The sequence below is a fragment of the Polaromonas sp. AET17H-212 genome (genome assembly GCF_002379085.1).
In the GTDB taxonomy this organism is placed as follows: domain Bacteria; phylum Pseudomonadota; class Gammaproteobacteria; order Burkholderiales; family Burkholderiaceae_C; genus Polaromonas.
Window position 1 is genome coordinate 29,440 of the sequence record NZ_NBZW01000025.1, and the last position, 15,877, is coordinate 45,316.

The 15,877-nt window shown below is 66.6% G+C and carries 17 protein-coding genes; 6 read left to right on the top strand and 11 right to left on the bottom strand.

Annotated features, from left to right (window positions below):
- Positions 1-21: 21 nt before the first annotated feature.
- The 4 genes from B7G53_RS17365 to B7G53_RS17380 form a co-directional block, all read right to left on the bottom strand.
- Positions 22-531: a hypothetical protein gene (locus B7G53_RS17365; RefSeq protein WP_141396371.1), complete on the bottom strand. Its 510-nt coding sequence runs from the start codon at positions 529-531 to the stop codon at positions 22-24.
- Positions 438-1,913 (bottom strand): patatin-like phospholipase family protein, encoded by a 1,476-nt coding sequence (locus B7G53_RS17370; protein ID WP_096670004.1) that lies wholly within the window; start codon positions 1,911-1,913, stop codon positions 438-440. The genes B7G53_RS17365 and B7G53_RS17370 overlap by 94 nt, the downstream gene beginning before the upstream one ends.
- 154 nt (positions 1,914-2,067) lie before the next feature.
- Positions 2,068-3,492: an FAD-binding oxidoreductase gene (locus B7G53_RS17375; protein ID WP_096670006.1), complete on the bottom strand. Its 1,425-nt coding sequence runs from the start codon at positions 3,490-3,492 to the stop codon at positions 2,068-2,070.
- 77 nt (positions 3,493-3,569) lie between these two features.
- Entirely contained in the window at positions 3,570-3,881 is a 312-nt protein-coding gene (locus B7G53_RS17380; protein ID WP_096670008.1) for an EF-hand domain-containing protein, read from the bottom strand.
- A gap of 163 nt (positions 3,882-4,044) precedes the next feature.
- Between B7G53_RS17380 and B7G53_RS17385 the strand changes: the two genes are divergently transcribed.
- The gene (locus tag B7G53_RS17385) at positions 4,045-4,611 is read left to right on the top strand and encodes a cob(I)yrinic acid a,c-diamide adenosyltransferase (protein WP_096670010.1); all 567 of its coding nucleotides are present in this window, start codon (positions 4,045-4,047) and stop codon (positions 4,609-4,611) included.
- A gap of 70 nt (positions 4,612-4,681) precedes the next feature.
- Here the strand turns inward: B7G53_RS17385 and B7G53_RS17390 are convergent, their stop codons facing one another.
- The gene (locus tag B7G53_RS17390; RefSeq protein ID WP_096670012.1) at positions 4,682-5,104 is read right to left on the bottom strand and encodes a hotdog fold thioesterase; all 423 of its coding nucleotides are present in this window, start codon (positions 5,102-5,104) and stop codon (positions 4,682-4,684) included.
- 134 nt (positions 5,105-5,238) lie between these two features.
- Between B7G53_RS17390 and B7G53_RS17395 the strand changes: the two genes are divergently transcribed.
- On the top strand, positions 5,239-6,555 hold the full coding sequence (locus B7G53_RS17395; RefSeq protein WP_096670014.1) for a glycine zipper domain-containing protein: 1,317 nt from the start codon (positions 5,239-5,241) through the stop codon (positions 6,553-6,555).
- A 143-nt stretch (positions 6,556-6,698) separates the two neighbouring features.
- The gene (locus B7G53_RS17400; RefSeq protein ID WP_096670058.1) at positions 6,699-7,046 is read left to right on the top strand and encodes a hypothetical protein; all 348 of its coding nucleotides are present in this window, start codon (positions 6,699-6,701) and stop codon (positions 7,044-7,046) included.
- A 21-nt stretch (positions 7,047-7,067) separates the two neighbouring features.
- On the opposite strand, the gene B7G53_RS17405 is transcribed toward B7G53_RS17400, so the two are convergent.
- From B7G53_RS17405 to B7G53_RS17415, 3 genes are all read right to left on the bottom strand, one after another.
- A complete protein-coding gene (locus tag B7G53_RS17405) occupies positions 7,068-8,366 on the bottom strand; it encodes a solute carrier family 23 protein (RefSeq protein ID WP_096670016.1) in 1,299 nt (432 codons plus the stop codon).
- Positions 8,367-8,444: 78 nt separating this feature from the next.
- Entirely contained in the window at positions 8,445-9,329 is an 885-nt protein-coding gene (locus B7G53_RS17410; RefSeq protein ID WP_096670018.1) for an alpha/beta hydrolase, read from the bottom strand.
- 215 nt (positions 9,330-9,544) lie between these two features.
- Complete coding sequence (locus B7G53_RS17415) at positions 9,545-10,147, bottom strand: TetR/AcrR family transcriptional regulator (protein ID WP_096670020.1); 603 nt, start codon at positions 10,145-10,147, stop codon at positions 9,545-9,547.
- 176 nt (positions 10,148-10,323) lie between these two features.
- Here B7G53_RS17415 and B7G53_RS17420 point away from each other — a divergent pair, with 176 nt between their 5' ends.
- Both B7G53_RS17420 and B7G53_RS17425 read left to right on the top strand, forming a co-directional pair.
- Positions 10,324-10,788, top strand: a complete 465-nt coding sequence (locus tag B7G53_RS17420) for a hypothetical protein (protein WP_096670022.1) — start codon at positions 10,324-10,326, stop codon at positions 10,786-10,788.
- 179 nt (positions 10,789-10,967) lie between these two features.
- Positions 10,968-12,992: an acetoacetate--CoA ligase gene (locus B7G53_RS17425; RefSeq protein ID WP_096670024.1), complete on the top strand. Its 2,025-nt coding sequence runs from the start codon at positions 10,968-10,970 to the stop codon at positions 12,990-12,992.
- Between the two features lie 24 nt (positions 12,993-13,016).
- Here B7G53_RS17425 and B7G53_RS17430 read toward each other — a convergent pair whose 3' ends face one another.
- On the bottom strand, positions 13,017-13,910 hold the full coding sequence (locus B7G53_RS17430) for a DMT family transporter (protein WP_096670026.1): 894 nt from the start codon (positions 13,908-13,910) through the stop codon (positions 13,017-13,019).
- A 28-nt stretch (positions 13,911-13,938) separates the two neighbouring features.
- Entirely contained in the window at positions 13,939-14,457 is a 519-nt protein-coding gene (locus B7G53_RS17435) for a flavin reductase family protein (RefSeq protein ID WP_096670028.1), read from the bottom strand.
- A gap of 72 nt (positions 14,458-14,529) precedes the next feature.
- On the opposite strand from B7G53_RS17435, the gene B7G53_RS17440 reads away from it, so the two are divergent.
- The gene (locus tag B7G53_RS17440) at positions 14,530-15,381 is read left to right on the top strand and encodes a M14 family murein peptide amidase A (RefSeq protein WP_096670030.1); all 852 of its coding nucleotides are present in this window, start codon (positions 14,530-14,532) and stop codon (positions 15,379-15,381) included.
- Positions 15,382-15,488: 107 nt separating this feature from the next.
- Here B7G53_RS17440 and B7G53_RS17445 read toward each other — a convergent pair whose 3' ends face one another.
- Entirely contained in the window at positions 15,489-15,812 is a 324-nt protein-coding gene (locus B7G53_RS17445) for a hypothetical protein (RefSeq protein WP_255250060.1), read from the bottom strand.
- Positions 15,813-15,877 lie beyond the last annotated feature (65 nt).

The window sequence follows — 15,877 nt, forward strand, 5'->3', positions numbered from 1 at the left end:
GGGCGTGAATAGCTATAAATTTTATAGCGCCGGCCGGACCCGCAGTTCCGGTTCGGGAATGGCAACAAAGGCCAGCCGTTGGGCCAGCGGCATGAAGTCATCGGCAAACTGTTTCAGCAAGGTACACATGGCGCGCAGCGCCTGCGCTTCGTCGGCCGTGATCGGGCGGTCAAAGCCTGCCGCCTTGTCCTGGCCGGCCAGGTCGATCAGCGCCTCCCAATCGGTGGACGCCGGGCTGTGTTCCAGTGCGGCGCGCACCCCGGGCAGGCGTTTTTCCAGCATGCGCAGGAACACGTTCAGGCGCACCCAGCGCTGCTCGTCCCAGCCGGTGATGCGCGCGGCGTCAGCCGCCGGCAGGTAGCGCCGGATCAGGTCGTCGGCCGCTTCCAGGCCCCGGCTGGACACACTCGTGATGGTGTCCGCCGGCATGTTCAGGTTCAGCCCGCCTTCCTGCGGGTGCAGCCGCAGGCGCACCACGCGGTCGCGCACGCCCGGCATGCGCGACAGGGTGTTGTCGTTCCACGCCTGCATGGTGGGACCAGCGCGGACAGGAAACCGCCCATGCGGCTGCCGGGGTGGCCCTGTTCGTCAAAACGCTGCCAGCGTTCACCGTAGCCGTAGTGGTAGCGGGTGGGCAGAAAGGTCATGTTGGCCCGCCCGGGCAGCTTGGGCTCCAGGGTGATGCCAAACGTGGGCCAGGCCGGCACCAGGCCGTCAAACATGTGGATCGGGAAGTTGGACGAGAGCCCGCCGTCGGAGAACCAGCAGCGCTTGAAGCTGCGCCGGCCCACCCCTTCCTTCGCGTCGTAGTCGATGGCCCAGAGGGGAACCGCCGCAAACAGCAGCGGAAAACCCAGGCTCATGCGGGCTGCCAGCACGACCGGAAAATCCTGCGGTGCCGGCAGTTCCAGCAGCCCCTCGCCGTCGGCCGTGGCCGGGTCCCAGGAGGCCCGGCCCGGGCTCAACTCGTAGGCCTGGCTGTGCTCAGTGAGCCAGACGATCACCTCGCCGGGCAGGTAACGCGCCAGTTCCGCGCGGCGATAAAACAGCCGCCGCCGCGTGGCGGCATGCTGGCCCTGGTTGCGCTGGGGGTCGCCTTCCTCGAAGGGCAGCACGTAGGGCCGGCCATGCGACAGGTTGGTGGTGAACATCTGCAGGTGGATGGACCTGGGCGGCACGGTCGGTGGCAGCGTGCTGCCCTCGGGCGGAAAGCCGGGGGCGCGCCAGAGGTCGCCGAAGGTCAGGGGCGGGTCGCCCGGCGTGCGGCCCGCGGCCTGCTGGATGGTGTCGTGGAGCCAGGGTGTGAGGGCAGGGTCGGCATCACCGGGCTCGCTCATGCCCGTGCACAGCCCAAAGCCGTTGGCCGTGAGCTTGCGCGTGACATCGCGGTACACCCCCCAGAGCACCAGGCCGGTACCTGCCAGCACGAAGGTCAGCACGCCGGCCAGCAGGCTGCTGTACCCGCTGGCCGCCACGGCCAGCACCAGCGCGGCCAGGCTGGCCGCCCAGTAGGCCTGCAGCAGCCCGCGGACGATGTGGAACACCCGGCGCCAGGTGCCGCCGCGGTTCAGCGCCAGCACCAGTACCGAGAACAAGCGACGCGTGGTTTGTTGCGGCTGGAACAGGCGCAGCAGGCGGCTGGGCCCCTGCGGGTCCGCCCGCTGTCCGAGTTCGTCGGGCAGGCGGGCGAGGCGCTCAAACCCGGCCATGCTGCCGGTGTGCCGCCGGCGGTACTCCGCGGCGGCGGTCACGGCGGCCGCAATGGCGCCGGCCGAGGAGCCGCCGATGTTCTTGAAATGGTAGTGCGCCGCCAGCCGGCCGATGGCCTTGGGGTAAACAATGCCGCTGGTGACGCCGCCTTTCATCACCAGGTCACAAAACCGGTTTTTGGGCGGGGAGGGGTGTTTGTTCATGGCGTCCTCGGGGGTGTGCGGGAGGACGATCACCCTAACGACAAACCATGCGGCGCGCAAGCTCCCATCAGCGGAGGCCCTTGGTACTTCCGCAGCCCTTCTGTTTTGCCCGCCAGGAAAGGGGGCCAGGGCCGGCGTCAGGCCGCCGCGGCCTTCACAGCGTGAAGATCTTGCCCGGGTTCATGATGTTGTGCGGATCGAGTGCGCGCTTGATGGTGCGCATCATGTCCACCGCGCCGTTGCCGGCTTCGGTCACCAGAAAGTCCATCTTGTGCAGGCCGACGCCGTGTTCGCCGGTGCAAGTGCCTTCCAGGCGCAGGGCGCGTGCCACCAGCGTGTGGTTCAGCGCTTCGGCGGCCACCCGTTCTTCGGGCTTGTCCGGATCGATCAGGTAGCCGAAGTGGAAGTTGCCGTCGCCCACGTGACCGACCAGGAAGTAGGGGATGCCGCTGGCATCGGCTTCGCTGACCGAGTCGAGCAGGCAGTCGGCCAGGCGCGAGATCGGCACGCAGGTGTCGGTCGAGATCGCGCGGCAGCCCGGCCGCGACTGGATCGCCGCAAAGTAGGCGTTGTGCCGCGCGGTCCACAGGCGCGTGCGTTCCTCGGGCGTGCTGGCCCATTCAAAGGCGTTGCCGCCCATGTCGGTCGCGATCTCCTGCACGGTCTCGGCCTGTTCCTTGACGCTGTTGGGCGAGCCGTGGAATTCCATCAGCAGCATGGGCTCCTCGCGCAGGCCGAGTTTGGCGTAGGCGTTGACCATGCGCACGGTGTTGCTGTCGATCAGCTCCACGCGGGCAATCGGAACGCCGAGCTGGATGATCTGGATGGTGGTGCGCACCGCCGCCTCGATGCTCGGGAAGGAGCAGATCGCCGCCGAGATCGCCTCGGGCAGCGGGTAGAGCCTGACGGTGATTTCGGTGATCACGCCCAGCGTGCCTTCGCTGCCGACCATCAGGCGCGTCAGGTCGTAACCGGCCGATGATTTCTTGGCACGGGTGCCGGTGCGGATGACCTCGCCGCTGGCGGTGACCACCTCCAGCGCCAGCACGTTTTCGCGCATGGTGCCGTAACGCACGGCGTTGGTGCCGCTGGCGCGGGTGGCGCTCATGCCGCCTATCGTCGCATCGGCGCCCGGGTCGATCGGGAAGAACAGGCCGGTGCTCTTGACCTCTTCGTTGAGTTGCTTGCGCGTGACGCCGGCCTGCACCGTCACGGTCAGGTCTTCGGCATTGATGGACAAGACCTTGTTCATGCGGCTCACGTCAATGCTGATGCCGCCCTGCACGGCCAGCAGATGGCCTTCCAGCGAGGTGCCGACGCCAAAGGGGATGACCGGCACCTGGTACTGCGCAGCCAGCTTGACCGCGTCAGCCACGTCGGCCGTGCTTTCGGCAAACACCACCGCCGCCGGTGGCGGCGCCGCAAACGAGGACTCGTCGCGGCCATGCTGCTCGCGCACCACGAGGGCGGTGGAGCAACGCTCGGCAAACCTTGTTTTCAGGGCCTCGATCAGGGCCAGCGGCACAGCGCGCAGGTTGAGTTGGGGCAGCAGGTGGTCGGGGTGGGTGGGGGCGTTCATGGTGTCTCCGGTCTGAGGCCCCCAGTTTACGACGGCTCCGGCATCCGCGGGGGGCCACCCGGCGCCCCGCGGGGGCATCAGGTCTTGATCGCCGCCGCAAACTCCTCGCGCGAGACCGATTGGTCCCGGTTACTGTCTATCTGGTCGAATCGCTGCTCGATGACCGGAAAACGTGCCGCCTCGGCGCGGTCAAGCTTGCCGTCCCCGTTCACGTCGGCACGATCGAAAGCCGCGTTGATGTCTTGCGTGCCGGTGACGACGCGGGCCGGCGTGACCACGGGCTCGCGCACCTGGGCATGAATGGCCAGCACCGTGCCGACCGTCAGCGCGGCCAGCAGCAGCACGCTGCGTGCTTCGAAGTTGGGAATAAAATGGGATTTGGAGGCCATGAGCGAACGGTTTCCTTGAATTGAACAGGACGTCATTGCACCGCAGCAAGGCAGGTCCAGCCAGCGCTCTTTCACAGTGTTGCCTTGCTGACATGTGCCACGGTTCCGACACATTTTTTTTCCTCGCGTAACGCAGGCCGCGCCTGCCGGAAGAGTACCCGCCATGGCCAACAGACTGACCCAGATCGCCACCCGTACCGGCGACAACGGCACCACCGGGCTGGGCGACAACACGCGCGTGTCCAAGGACAGCCTGCGGGTGCATGCGATGGGCGACGTCGACGAACTGAACTCGCAAATTGGCGTGTTGCTGTGCGAAGAGATGCCGGCCGACGTGCGCGAACTGCTGGTCGAGGTGCAGCACCAGCTGTTCAACCTGGGCGGCGAGCTGTCGATTCCCGGCTTTGAACTGCTCAAGCCCGAGGCGGTGGCGCTGCTTGATGCGGCGCTCGAAAAATACAACGCGACCCTGCCGCGCCTGCAGGAGTTCATTTTGCCGGCCGGTTCGCGTGCCGCCGCGCTGGCGCATGTCTGCCGCACCGTGGCCCGACGCGCCGAACGTGCGGTGGTGGCGCTGGACCAGGCCGAGACGCTGAACGCGTCGCCGCGCCAGTACCTGAACCGCCTGAGCGACCTGTTGTTTGTGCTCTCGCGCGTGCTCAACCGCATGAACGGCGGCGACGACGTGTACTGGAAGAGTGAACGCCTGGCCCGATCGGCCGCGGATTGAATCGCACAACTGCTACTGTATTAATAGCTGTTTGAGCCCGACCCATAAGAGTTGAGGGCCGATTTTGTGGTTAACGCGGGGCCAGCATCGCCATCGTGATGCGCGAAACGCAGGTCAGCTCGCCGGCCTCGTTGGTCAGCTCGATGGCCCAGACCTGGGTGCTGCGGCCGATGTGCACCGGCCGGGTGGTCCCGATGACCCAGCCGCTGGTGACGCCCTTGAGGTGGTTGGCGTTGATGTCCAGGCCCACCGTGCGGTGGCCCTCGGGTGCCGCAAAGGCGGCGCCGCAGGAGCCCAGGGTTTCGGCCAGCACCACCGACACACCGCCATGCAGCAGGCCGTAGGGCTGGCGCGTGCGTTCATCGACCGGCACGCGGGCCCGGATGAAGTCGTCGCCAACCTCCAGGAATTCGATGCCCAGGTGCGTCACCGCGCTGTTGGCGTTGTTGCGGGTCAGCAGTTCGACAGAAATCGGTTGTTTCCAGACAGGCATCGTGGTTCCACAGGGCGTCAAAAGGGCTTGTACCCCAGACTATAAAGAGATTGCGGCCTACAAGTGCCGCGCAGCCAGCCGCCTAAGCTCAGTCGAGGCAGAGGGCAGACAGGGCAACAACGGCGGAAGGCAGCATGGCACGCAGACAAACATGGATGGTGGCCGCAGGTGGCCTGGTGGCGCTGCTGGGCGCCTTGTGGCTGGCGCTGGTGTGGTTCATCCCCGCTGACGAGGACCTGGCCGCCCACGCCGCCGGCGAACTGCAGGGCCGGCTCGGTGTACCGGTGCGGCTGGGCGCGCTGCACTGGCGCCTGCTGCCGGTACCGGCCATCGTGCTGGAGGACGTGGCGACCGACCAGCCACAGGCCATCACGGTCAAAAAGCTCACGGCCTATCCGGATCTGCTGGCCCTGCTGCAGCGGCGCGTGATCCTGGACCGTGTGGAACTCGACGGCGCGGTGGTGCCGCAACTGTCCTTGCGGGCGCTCGACGCGACCTCACGCGGCGCCCCCGCGGAAGCCGGGGCCACGCCGCTGGCGCGTTTCGTGTTTCGCGACCTGACCTGGCTGTCGCGCCATGGCGTGCCGGTGGTGTATGACGGCGAGATCGACTTTGACCCGGGCTGGCGGCCACGCCAGGCCGTGTTGCGTCGCCCCGGTTTCACGCCGGCCACCGACCTGACCCTGACCCGGCAAGGGCAGGACGACCGCTGGGCCATCCGCAGCCAAGTGGGCGGCGGCACGGCCGATGGCGAGGTGCAGTTTCAGACCCGTGCCGACGGCCGCCTGGCGCTGGACGGCCAATTGCGGCCCAGCGGGGTTGAGGTGGCGAGCGCGGTGGCTGCCTTCAACCGCAAGCCGGTCATCGCTGGCAAGGCCTCGGGCCACACCGTGCTGTCGGCCCAGGCGGATACCCTGGTCGGACTGGCGCAGTCGCTGCATACAAAAACCGTGTTCACCATGGGCGCCTCGACCCTGCTGCGCTTCGACCTGGACAAGGCCATTCGCAGCCTCGGCCGGGAGCATGCGGGGCAGACAGCACTCGACGCGGTGTCCGGCCAGATGGACACCCAGAACACGCCGCGCGGCATGGTCACGCAATTCACCGGGATCAAGGCCAGTTCCGGGGCCCTGAGTGCCTCCGGCAAGGCCCGCCTGGCCAACCGGCAGATCGAGGCCGAATTCGCGGTGGATCTGGTGGACGGCATCGTTGGCGTGCCCCTGGTGCTCAGCGGGCCGGTGGACAAGGTGGCGGTGTCGGTGCCGAGGGGCGCGGTGGCCGGCGCGCTGCTGGGCACGGCGGTGCTGCCCGGCATCGGAACGGCGATTGGTGCGCGTGTGGGCGCCACCCTGGGCAGGCTGTTCGATTCCGGGCCGGATCGCCAGCCCGCCCGCCGCGCCGGGAACGGCCCCCTGAGCGGTACGGGCCGGCCTTGTCCCAGCCTGCGCTGAAGCCTGATGGCGGTGTGGACATTGCTGGCCCCGGAACGTGCACTTTGGGTACCATAGGGGCTTTCTACGTCGGGTGGCCCTGGGTCCCCCGCGCGCGCGTTGTGTCGCCAGCTCTTTCCCCGTTTGCCCCCGAGGTGTTCACCATGTCCAAGTCATCCCCATCGTCCCCGCAGTCCGCCTCTTCTGCAAACACGCCACTGGAACGTGCGCTTGACCGGAACGAGGCGGTCGAGAAAACCGTGAAGCAGACCAGCGCCGAACTGTTTGTGATCAACGCGGTGCTCAAGCAGGAAATCCCCGAACATGTGCAAACCGGGGATGTGGCCCAGGCACTGGAAAAGACCGGCGAACTCGAAGGCAAGATCCAGAAGTCTGCCGCCGACCTGGCGCATGTCAACGAGCTGCTGGAGCAGGAAATCGGCGAACGCGCCGGTGTCGAGCGCGAACTCGCCGTCACCAAGGCGGCGCTGGCCCAGGCCAAAACCAGGTAGGCCCGCGGCGGGCCGCGCTGGCTACTTCCTGCGGTTCAGCAGGGCGTACAGCAGGATGGCGCCAAAGGTGGCGGTGCCGATGCCGCCCAGCGCAAACTGGCCGAACTTCAGCGTGAAGTCGCCGGTGCCCAGCACCAGCGTGATGGCCGCGACCAGCAGGTTCTTGTTGTCGGAAAAATCAACCTTGTTGTCGACCCAGATCTTGGCGCCGGCTACCGCAATCAGGCCGAACACCACGATACTGACGCCGCCCATCACCGGCAACGGAATCGCCTGGATCAATGCGCCGAACTTGGGGCTGAAGCCCAGCACCACCGCGATCAGGCCGGCGACCACAAACACCGCCGTCGAATAAATCTTGGTGGCGGCCATCACGCCGATGTTTTCAGCATAGGTGGTGACACCGGTGCCGCCTGACGCGCCTGACACCATGGTGGCCACGCCGTCGCCGATGAAGGCCCGGCCCATGTACTGGTCGAGGTTTTTGCCGGTCATGGCCGTCACGGCCTTGATGTGGCCGAGGTTTTCCGCGACCAGGATGATGGCCACCGGCGCAATCAGCAGCATGGCATTGGCGCTGAACACCGGCGCGGCAAAGCCGGGCAGGCCGAACCACGCGGCATTGGCAATCGGCGAGAGGTCCACCGGCTTGCCCAGGCCCAGCCCGTTGGTCAGCACCGCATACACCAGCGTTGCGACGATCAGGCCGACCAGGATCAGCAGGCGCTGCACCATGCCGCGTGTCATCACGGCGACCAGCGCCACGCTGACAAAGGTCACGACCTGCATCCAGGAGTCGAAGTTGCTGGCGGCCATGTTCTTGATCGGGATGCCGGCCAGGTTCAGGCCGATCACCGCCACCACGGCGCCGGTGACCACCGGCGGCATGAAGCGTTCGATCCAGCCGGTGCCGACGGCCTGCACGATGGCGCCAATGACGGTGTACAACAGGCCGCAGGCAATGATGCCGCCGAGTGCCAGGCCGATGTTCGGGTTGGGCCCCTTGCCGGCGTAGGCGGTGGCGGCGATCACCACGCCGATGAAGGCAAAGCTGGACCCGAGGTAGCTGGGCACCTTGCCGCCGGTGATCAGGAAAAAGATCAGCGTGCCGACGCCGCTCATCAGGATCGCGATGTTGGGGTCAAAGCCCATCAGGATGGGCGCGAGCACGGTGGCGCCGAACATCGCGATCACGTGCTGCACGCCCATCACCGCCGTTTGCGGCCAGGGCAGGCGCTCGTCGGGCCCGATCACGCCGCCCTGCTGCAAGACCGTGCTGCTTTTTTCTGTCCAGCTGAAACCGCCTTTTGAATTTTCCATCAACTGCTCCTTGTAAGTGGCGCCATCCTAGGAGCAATAGCCATGCCGCACAAGGTTGTTGCAGCGCGGGCGTGATGTTCAAGCGACAAAAGCGGCGAGTTCGCGCAGCACGCCGGCGTCTTTCAGGATGTGCCGGTGCCCGAGATCCTGCGTGGCCAGCAGCCGGGCGCCGGTGATGGCCTGGCTGTAGGCCACGCCGTCGGCAAAGCGGTTGATGCTGTCGCTGCGGTCATGCACCACCAGCGTGGGCTGGGTGATGCGCGGGCCGACGGCGGCGGGTTCGAACTGCGGCATCAGGATGCCCTCGCGCGCTTCAATGCGTTGCTGCATGGCCGCACGTGTGGACTCGCGCAGGCCGAACACCTGCGCGAACAACCGCGTGTATTCATAAGGGGATGCCGGCGGGGCCAGCAGCACCAGTTTGCCCACGGGCAGGCCGCGGCTGGCCGCGTAGGCCCCGGCGTTGGCTGCCAGCGAATGCGCGACCAGGGCCTGTACCTGGTGGCCGGCCTGCCGCAGGCGTGCCACGGTGTAGTCGATGGCGCGTGCAAACTGCGGCAGGTTGCTGGTCGATCCCGCGCTGCGCCCGTGGGCCGGCATTTCAAGAATAACCGGCCGCAGGCCCTGCGCCTGCAGGGTGTCGGCCAGCGCCAGCATCTGGCCGGCGTGGCCGCCCCAGCCATGCACCAGCAGCACCAGCGGGCCATGCGGCGCCACCGGGCGTTCGTAGACGGTCAGGCTGGCGTGCTCGAAGGCCCAGTGGCTGATGCGCCAGTCCGGCGACCAGGTCCTGCGCCGGTTCAGCCACTTGGGCGGCAAGGGGGTGCCGAACAGGCGATGTGCTGCGCGCACCGCCAGGGTCGGCCAGACGTGCTGCGACGCGCCCAGGCCCCAGCGGAACAGCCGGGTCACGGGGCTGGTGTGGTAGTAGGCGGCGGTGGCTTCCAGTGATGTACGTGTCATGAGAGGCTCCTGGGTGCTTTTTCCGGATCAGTACCAGATCCAGTCTTCATTGCTGCGCGGCAGGGAGCGCAGCGATGCGAGGGCAGATTGCGCGGCGCGGGCCGCTGCAACCACGGCAATGGCGAGGAGGAGGAAGAACAACATGGCATTTTCCTTTCTTCGCACGATCGTGCGAAATATGGGCCAACAAAAAGCCCTGGTGGGGCTGACAAAACTCATGGCTGGTAACTCTTGACCAGGCGCTGCCAACTGGCCTGGGCACGTTCGGCGGCGCGGGGGTCGCGCAGGAAGCGCGTGTCGTGGATCAGGCCCAGCATCAGGGCGTAGATTTCGGCGACGAGCTGCTCGGCGTCGGTATCGGAGCGGAGGTCGCCCCGCTCGACGGCTTGCACGACGGTGCGGCGCAGGGCGGCGCGCCAGCGCGTGATCTCGCCGTGCAGGTGGTCGCGCAGGGGGCCTTCGCGGTCGTCCAGCTCAAAGGCGCCGGCGCTGTATACGCAGCCGGTATGGGCCTCCACGTCCCGGGTGCGCACAATCCAGCGCTGCACAATCGCATCCAGCCGCGGCAGGCCTTTGGGCTGCTGCACCGCGGGGACAAACACATCGGCCAGAAACCGCCGGCCGAACTCGTCAATCACGGCTTTCTGCAGGGCCTCGCGCGAACCGATGCGTGAAAACACCCCGCTCTTGGACAGGCCGAGACGGTCGGCCACGGCCTGGAGCGTGATGGCCTCCAGTCCCTCGGCGGAGGCAAGGTCCAGCGCCGCACCCACAATGGCGGCGCGGGTCATCTCGCTTTTCTGGGTTCTGGCGTCCATGAAGCAAATATTAGCACGACTGTGCGATTTGTGCAGGGAGGCTTTTTTGGGCTGAGAAGCGACGCCGAGGAGCCGACAGACCCTGACGGTCCGCACGGTGTTCATCCTACAGCCGGGCCGGGCCGGCCGGGCAAAGATGATATTGAGCACATCGCTCTCACATTTTTGGAGACCCCATGAAAAAGCAATCCCTTGTCCTGACCCTCGCCGCATTGGCCTGTACTGCTGCCTTTGCCCAGGCGCCCACCGGCGTCGTTGCAACGCCTTCCGCACAAGCCAACCCGACCGCTTCAGGCGGCACCCCCGCAGCCAAGGCCGAGATGAAGGTTGACGCCAAGAAGGTCAATGGTTCCACGCTGTCAGCGCAAAACCCCGTGGCCGGTTCCGGCGGCGCTGCTGCCAACGCACAGATCAGCCCGTCCGCTTCCGGTGGCACGCCCGCCGCCAAGGCCGAGATGAAGGTTGACGCCAAATTGAACAACACCGCCATGAACAGCATGGACACCAACGGCGACGGCATGGTCTCCAAGCGCGAGTGGGACCGCCACCACGCGAGCATGTGGGGCCACATGAAAACAAAGAGCAAAAACGGCATGGTGCCGATGAGCGACGTTGAGATGATGATGGGCACGCCCAAATAAGGGACGTGTATCGCATCGGTTGCAGTGGGCGCCAACAGCGTCTGGTGTCACCATGCTGCGGGCCTTGACCCGCCCCAAGGCTGCCTGCGGGCGGCCTTTTGTTTTTGCGCCGGCGCAACCCCCTGCCTGTCGCAAGGGTGGATGCCCGCGCGGGGGCGGGCCTGCTAAGCTTTCGCCTCATGAGCGCCCCCTACATCCCCCAAATCCGCCTGTACCAGAACTGGCTGCGCGACACGCGCCAGCTGTCCTTTGACAACTACGACGCCCTGTGGCGCTGGTCGGTGACGGACCTGGACGCCTTCTGGCAAAGCATCTGGGACTACTTTGAGCTGCAGTCACCCACGCCTGCTACCGATGTGCTGGTCGAGGCAAAAATGCCCGGTGCGCGCTGGTTTCCCGGCGCGCAGTTCAACTACGCGCAGCAGGTGTTCCGGCATGTCGACCGCGCCCATGCGGCCGGGTTTCCCGCACTGCTCAGCCACAACGAAAAAAGCCTGGACAGCGCCCCGGCACGCGAGCTGAGCTGGCCCGAGCTGCGCCGCCAGGTGGCGTCGCTCGCGCTGCACCTGAAGGACCAGGGCGTGTTGCCGGGCGACCGCGTGGCGGCCTACCTGCCCAACATTCCCGAGGCCATGGTGGCCTTCCTCGCCGTGGTCAGCATAGGCGGCGTGTGGAGCATCTGCGCGCCCGACATGGGCACGAATGCCGTGCTGGACCGCTTCCGGCAGATCGAACCCAAGGTGCTGATTGCCTGCGACGGCGTGACCTACGGCGGGCGCGACATCGACCGCACGGCGGTGGTGGCGGAGATCCGCGCGGCCCTGCCTTCGCTGCAGCACGTGATTGTTCACTACAACCTCGATGCTGCTAATTCAATAGCTGACAGCGCCCGGTTTGAGAGCGCTACAGCCCGAAATGATGCTGACACCGCGGCCTTTGCGCCGATGTGGCTGCCTTTCGACCATCCGTTGTGGATCGTCTATTCCAGCGGCACCACCGGCCTGCCCAAACCCATCGTGCACGGCCATGGCGGCACCGTGCTGGTCGCGCTGGCGCTCAAGACCCTGCACAACGACATCGGCTGCAGCTACGAGGCCAACTCCTTCGGCGAGCGTTACCACTGGTACAGCTCCACCGGCTGGGTCATGTGGAACGCGCAGGTCAGCGGCCTGCTCAATGGCACGACCTGCTGCATTTACGACGGCAACCCCGGTGGCAGCAAGGACAAGCCGGACTGGACCACCTTGTGGCGCTTCGGCGCGAAACTGGGTGTGACGTTTTTCGGGGCCGGTGCGGCCTTTTTTGCCAACTGCCTGAAGGCCGGCGTGGACCTGTCGACGTGCGGCGACCTGTCGTCCGTCCGCGCGCTGGGCACCACGGGCTCGCCGCTCTCGCCCGAGGCGCAGACCTGGGGCACGGAGCAGTTTCGGCGCATCGCCAAAACCGAAGCGCAACAGGACATCTGGTGGTGCAATATTTCCGGCGGCACGGACTTCGCCGGTGCCTTCATTGGCGGCAACCGCGAGCTGCCGCAGGTGCCGGGCGAGATGCAGTGCCGCCTGCTCGGCTGCGCCGTCGAGGCTTGGAACGAGCAGGGCCAGCCGGTGATCGGCGAGGTCGGCGAGCTGGTCTGCAGCCAGCCGATTCCGTCCATGCCGCTGTACTTCTGGGGCGATACCGGCAATGCGCGTTATATCTCGAGTTATTTCGACATGTACCCCAACGTCTGGCGCCACGGCGACTGGCTCAAGATCACGCCCTCGGGCAGCTGCATCATCTATGGCCGCTCCGACGCCACCATCAACCGCCACGGCCTGCGCATGGGCACCAGCGAACTCTACAGCGCGGTCGAGGCGCTGCCGGAAGTGATCGACTCGATGGTGGTGGACCTGGAGTACCTGGGGCGCGAAAGCTACATGCCGCTGTTTGTGGTCCTGCGCGAAGGCGTGGCCCTGGACGATGCGATGAAGGCCAGGCTCAACAACGCCATCAAGACGGCGCTGTCCCCGCGTTTTGTGCCGAACGAAATTTTCCAGGTGCCGGAGATCCCGCGCACCCTGTCGGGCAAGAAGCAGGAGCTGCCGATCAAGAAACTGCTGCTGGGCCAGCCGATCGACAAGGTGGTCAATCGGGACGCGATGGCCAATCCCGGCTGCCTGGACTGGTACGTCGCGTTTGCGCAGCGGCGTGCCGGCGCCGCCTGAGGCTCGCCGCGAGCGCCGCCCTGCTCAGGCCGGCTTGCGGTTGACCAGCACGATGCCCAGCGCCACCAGCACCAGCGCCGCCAGCAGGCTGGGCGTGGTCGCCTCGTGCAGCCACAGTGCAGCGAACAGCAGCGCAAACAGCGGCGTGAGGAAAACAAAAACGGAAATCTTGGTCGCCGGATAACGGCCCAGCATCCACATCCAGGCCAGGTAGCTGGCAAAGGCACCGACCACCGTCTGCAGCAGCAGCGAGGTGAGGGCAAACGGGCTGAAGCGCCAGAACCAGCGCTCGCCCAGGGCCAGTGACAGCAGCGGCAGGGTGACGGTGCTCACGGCCACCTGGTAGAACAGCAATTTTTCGGCCGATACTTTGGCCAGCGACGAGGCCCGGATCACCACCGTGGTCAGGCCCCACAACATGCCGGCCACCAGCGCCATCACATCGCCAACCCAGGTCGGCGCGCCGGCGGCGCTGAAACCCTCGCGCAGCGCAAAGGCCACCGCCGCAAAAGCGCAGGCCAGGCCCACCCACTGCACCGGCCGCAGCGTTTCGGACTTCACCCAGATCGGCAGCAAGGCCGCCACCCAGAACGGCGAGGTGTAGAGAAACACCGTGAGCCGCGACGCGCTGGTGTACTGCAGGCCCACATACAGGCAGGCAAATTCGCCCGCGAACAGCGCGCCCGCCAACAGCCCCGCGCGCAGCGACCCATCCGCACCGAACAGCTTGACGCCGCGCCAGGCACACCACAGCCAGAGGAGCACGGTGGCGCCGGCAAACCGGATGGCGGCCTGGAAGGCCGGCGCCACTTCGGGCAGCGTGGCCTTGACCAGCACCTGCTGGAAGCCCCAGAACAGGCTGCAGGCCAGCAGCAGGGAGATGGCGAGGGTGTCGAGATGGGTCTGGCGTGGCGTCATGCGTGGCGGCGGTTTGCAGCAGGTGCTGTCAGAGCGGATGCTCGGTGTAGAAGCGCCCGCCGTGAAACAGCAGCGGCGCCGCGCCGGCGCGGTGGCTGCAGCGTTCGACCTCGCCGACAAAAATCACATGGTCGCCTTCTTCGTAGCGGCTGCGGTTGAAACATTCAAAGGTGGCCGCGGCGCCCGCCAGCAAGGGCGAGCCGCTGGCACCTTCGGTCCAGGCGACCCCCTCCCAGCGGCCTTCGCGTTTGGCTGCAAAACGCTCTGCCAGCTCTTTCTGGTCGGCCGCCAGGATGTTGATGGCGTAATGCGAGCCGGTACTCAGTGCCGGCATGGAGCCGGCCGCCTGCGCCAGGCTCCAGAGCACCAGCGGCGGCTCGAGCGAGACGGAGTTGAAGGAGTTGGCGGTCAGGCCGATCAGCTCGCCGTCGGGCTTGCGCGCTGTGACAATCGTCACGCCGGTGGCAAACATGCCGAGGCAGGCGCGGAACTCGCGCGGGGAAAAACTGGGGTGGCTGGCCCGGCGCAATGCAGTGGGAGGCGTCATGGGGGTAATTTACCCCAATGCCCCGGGCCCGGCAGGCGTCCCGCCATCAGGCGCCGTGCGTAAAATCGCACCATGCGCTCAACCTGCACCGCGGCCTTTCTGACAGCTTCATTATTGATAGCGACTGGCGCCCCCGCTGCGGGGCCTTGCGATGAGTTTGTTCGCAAACTTCCGAATCTCGGGCGCAGCCTCTGCGAGGCCGCCCAGCTGCAGGCCACGGCCGCCCGCTCGGTCAAGGGGCAGACCCTGTGGATGCGCGATGTCAAGCCCGAGGATGTGCGCCAGCGCGTGCTGGTGCTGGGCGCCATTCATGGGGACGAGCTGTCGTCGGCCTCGGTGGCCCTGCACTGGATCCGCCTGGCCGAGGAAACCACGGCGCCCTGGTCGCAAGCCATCCACTGGCGTTTTATACCGGCCCTCAATCCCGACGGGCTGCTGGCCAGCCCGCCGCGGCGCGTCAACGCCAATGGCGTCGATCTGAACCGCAACTTCCCCACGCCGTTCTGGGAGCGTGACGCCAAGGCGTACTGGGAAAAGCGCACCCGCAAGGACCCGCGCCGCTGGCCGGGAACCAAACCGCTGTCCGAGCCGGAGTCGCGCTTTCTGCACCAGGAGATGCAGAACTTCAAGCCCCACCTGATCGTCAGCATCCATGCACCGTACGGGGTGCTTGACTTTGACGGACCGTCGGTTCCACCGTCCAAACTGGGGCGGCTGTACCTGGACCAGGTCGGCATTTTCCCGGGCTCGCTCGGCAACTATGGCGGTGTGCACAAGGGGGTGCCGGTGGTCACCATCGAACTGCCCAATGCGATGCGCACACCGCTGGACGCCGAGATGCGCCAGATGTGGCTGGACCTGCTGCGCTGGATGACCGAGCGGGTGCCTGCGGGTGCGCCCGAGGCGTCGTCACGCACGCCCTGACGCAACCCGCCGGATTTTGTTCATGATGAAATGGGCAGCAGCCCATTTGTTGCGGACGCCGGCAGCTATTAAGACAGTAGCATCCGGCTGCACCTGGCAACCTGTTTTCAGCGCTTGAGCCGGTCGTAGGCCTTGTCCATGGGAACGCTTCTGTCGGTGTCCTGCAGGCCCCGGCTCAGGTCGCGACTGGCTTGCTGCAGTTTCGGATCGGGCTCGGCATCGGTCATGTCGGTGGACTGGTCGCGCTCATGCGGCAGCGCGAGACGGGTTTCGTCCGACGCGTCGGCTGGTGTTGCTGCGCGCCCGGGCCGCGGGCGTCCTGCGGCCGGTGTCTTGACGGGCATGCCCTCACTCTGCCCGGGCTGGCCTGTGGCCTGCTTCTGCACGGGCGGGGCGGGCTGATTGGACGGGTTGGGAAGAGGGCGGGCCACAGGCGTTCTTTCTGTTGCAGCAAGGGATTCAGCGGTCACTGTGCTGCTCTATCTGCAGGCGCTTT

Bases quoted from the DNA above. Each gene is read 5' to 3' on its own strand.
- B7G53_RS17365 (WP_141396371.1), bottom strand. From the start codon at position 531: ATGCAGGCGTGGAACGACAACACCCTGTCGCGCATGCCGGGCGTGCGC.
- B7G53_RS17370 (WP_096670004.1), bottom strand. From the start codon at position 1,913: ATGAACAAACACCCCTCCCCGCCCAAAAACCGGTTTTGTGACCTGGTG.
- B7G53_RS17375 (WP_096670006.1), bottom strand. From the start codon at position 3,492: ATGAACGCCCCCACCCACCCCGACCACCTGCTGCCCCAACTCAACCTG.
- B7G53_RS17380 (WP_096670008.1), bottom strand. From the start codon at position 3,881: ATGGCCTCCAAATCCCATTTTATTCCCAACTTCGAAGCACGCAGCGTG.
- B7G53_RS17385 (WP_096670010.1), top strand. From the start codon at position 4,045: ATGGCCAACAGACTGACCCAGATCGCCACCCGTACCGGCGACAACGGC.
- B7G53_RS17390 (WP_096670012.1), bottom strand. From the start codon at position 5,104: ATGCCTGTCTGGAAACAACCGATTTCTGTCGAACTGCTGACCCGCAAC.
- B7G53_RS17395 (WP_096670014.1), top strand. From the start codon at position 5,239: ATGGCACGCAGACAAACATGGATGGTGGCCGCAGGTGGCCTGGTGGCG.
- B7G53_RS17400 (WP_096670058.1), top strand. From the start codon at position 6,699: ATGTCCAAGTCATCCCCATCGTCCCCGCAGTCCGCCTCTTCTGCAAAC.
- B7G53_RS17405 (WP_096670016.1), bottom strand. From the start codon at position 8,366: ATGGAAAATTCAAAAGGCGGTTTCAGCTGGACAGAAAAAAGCAGCACG.
- B7G53_RS17410 (WP_096670018.1), bottom strand. From the start codon at position 9,329: ATGACACGTACATCACTGGAAGCCACCGCCGCCTACTACCACACCAGC.
- B7G53_RS17415 (WP_096670020.1), bottom strand. From the start codon at position 10,147: ATGGACGCCAGAACCCAGAAAAGCGAGATGACCCGCGCCGCCATTGTG.
- B7G53_RS17420 (WP_096670022.1), top strand. From the start codon at position 10,324: ATGAAAAAGCAATCCCTTGTCCTGACCCTCGCCGCATTGGCCTGTACT.
- B7G53_RS17425 (WP_096670024.1), top strand. From the start codon at position 10,968: ATGAGCGCCCCCTACATCCCCCAAATCCGCCTGTACCAGAACTGGCTG.
- B7G53_RS17430 (WP_096670026.1), bottom strand. From the start codon at position 13,910: ATGACGCCACGCCAGACCCATCTCGACACCCTCGCCATCTCCCTGCTG.
- B7G53_RS17435 (WP_096670028.1), bottom strand. From the start codon at position 14,457: ATGACGCCTCCCACTGCATTGCGCCGGGCCAGCCACCCCAGTTTTTCC.
- B7G53_RS17440 (WP_096670030.1), top strand. From the start codon at position 14,530: ATGCGCTCAACCTGCACCGCGGCCTTTCTGACAGCTTCATTATTGATA.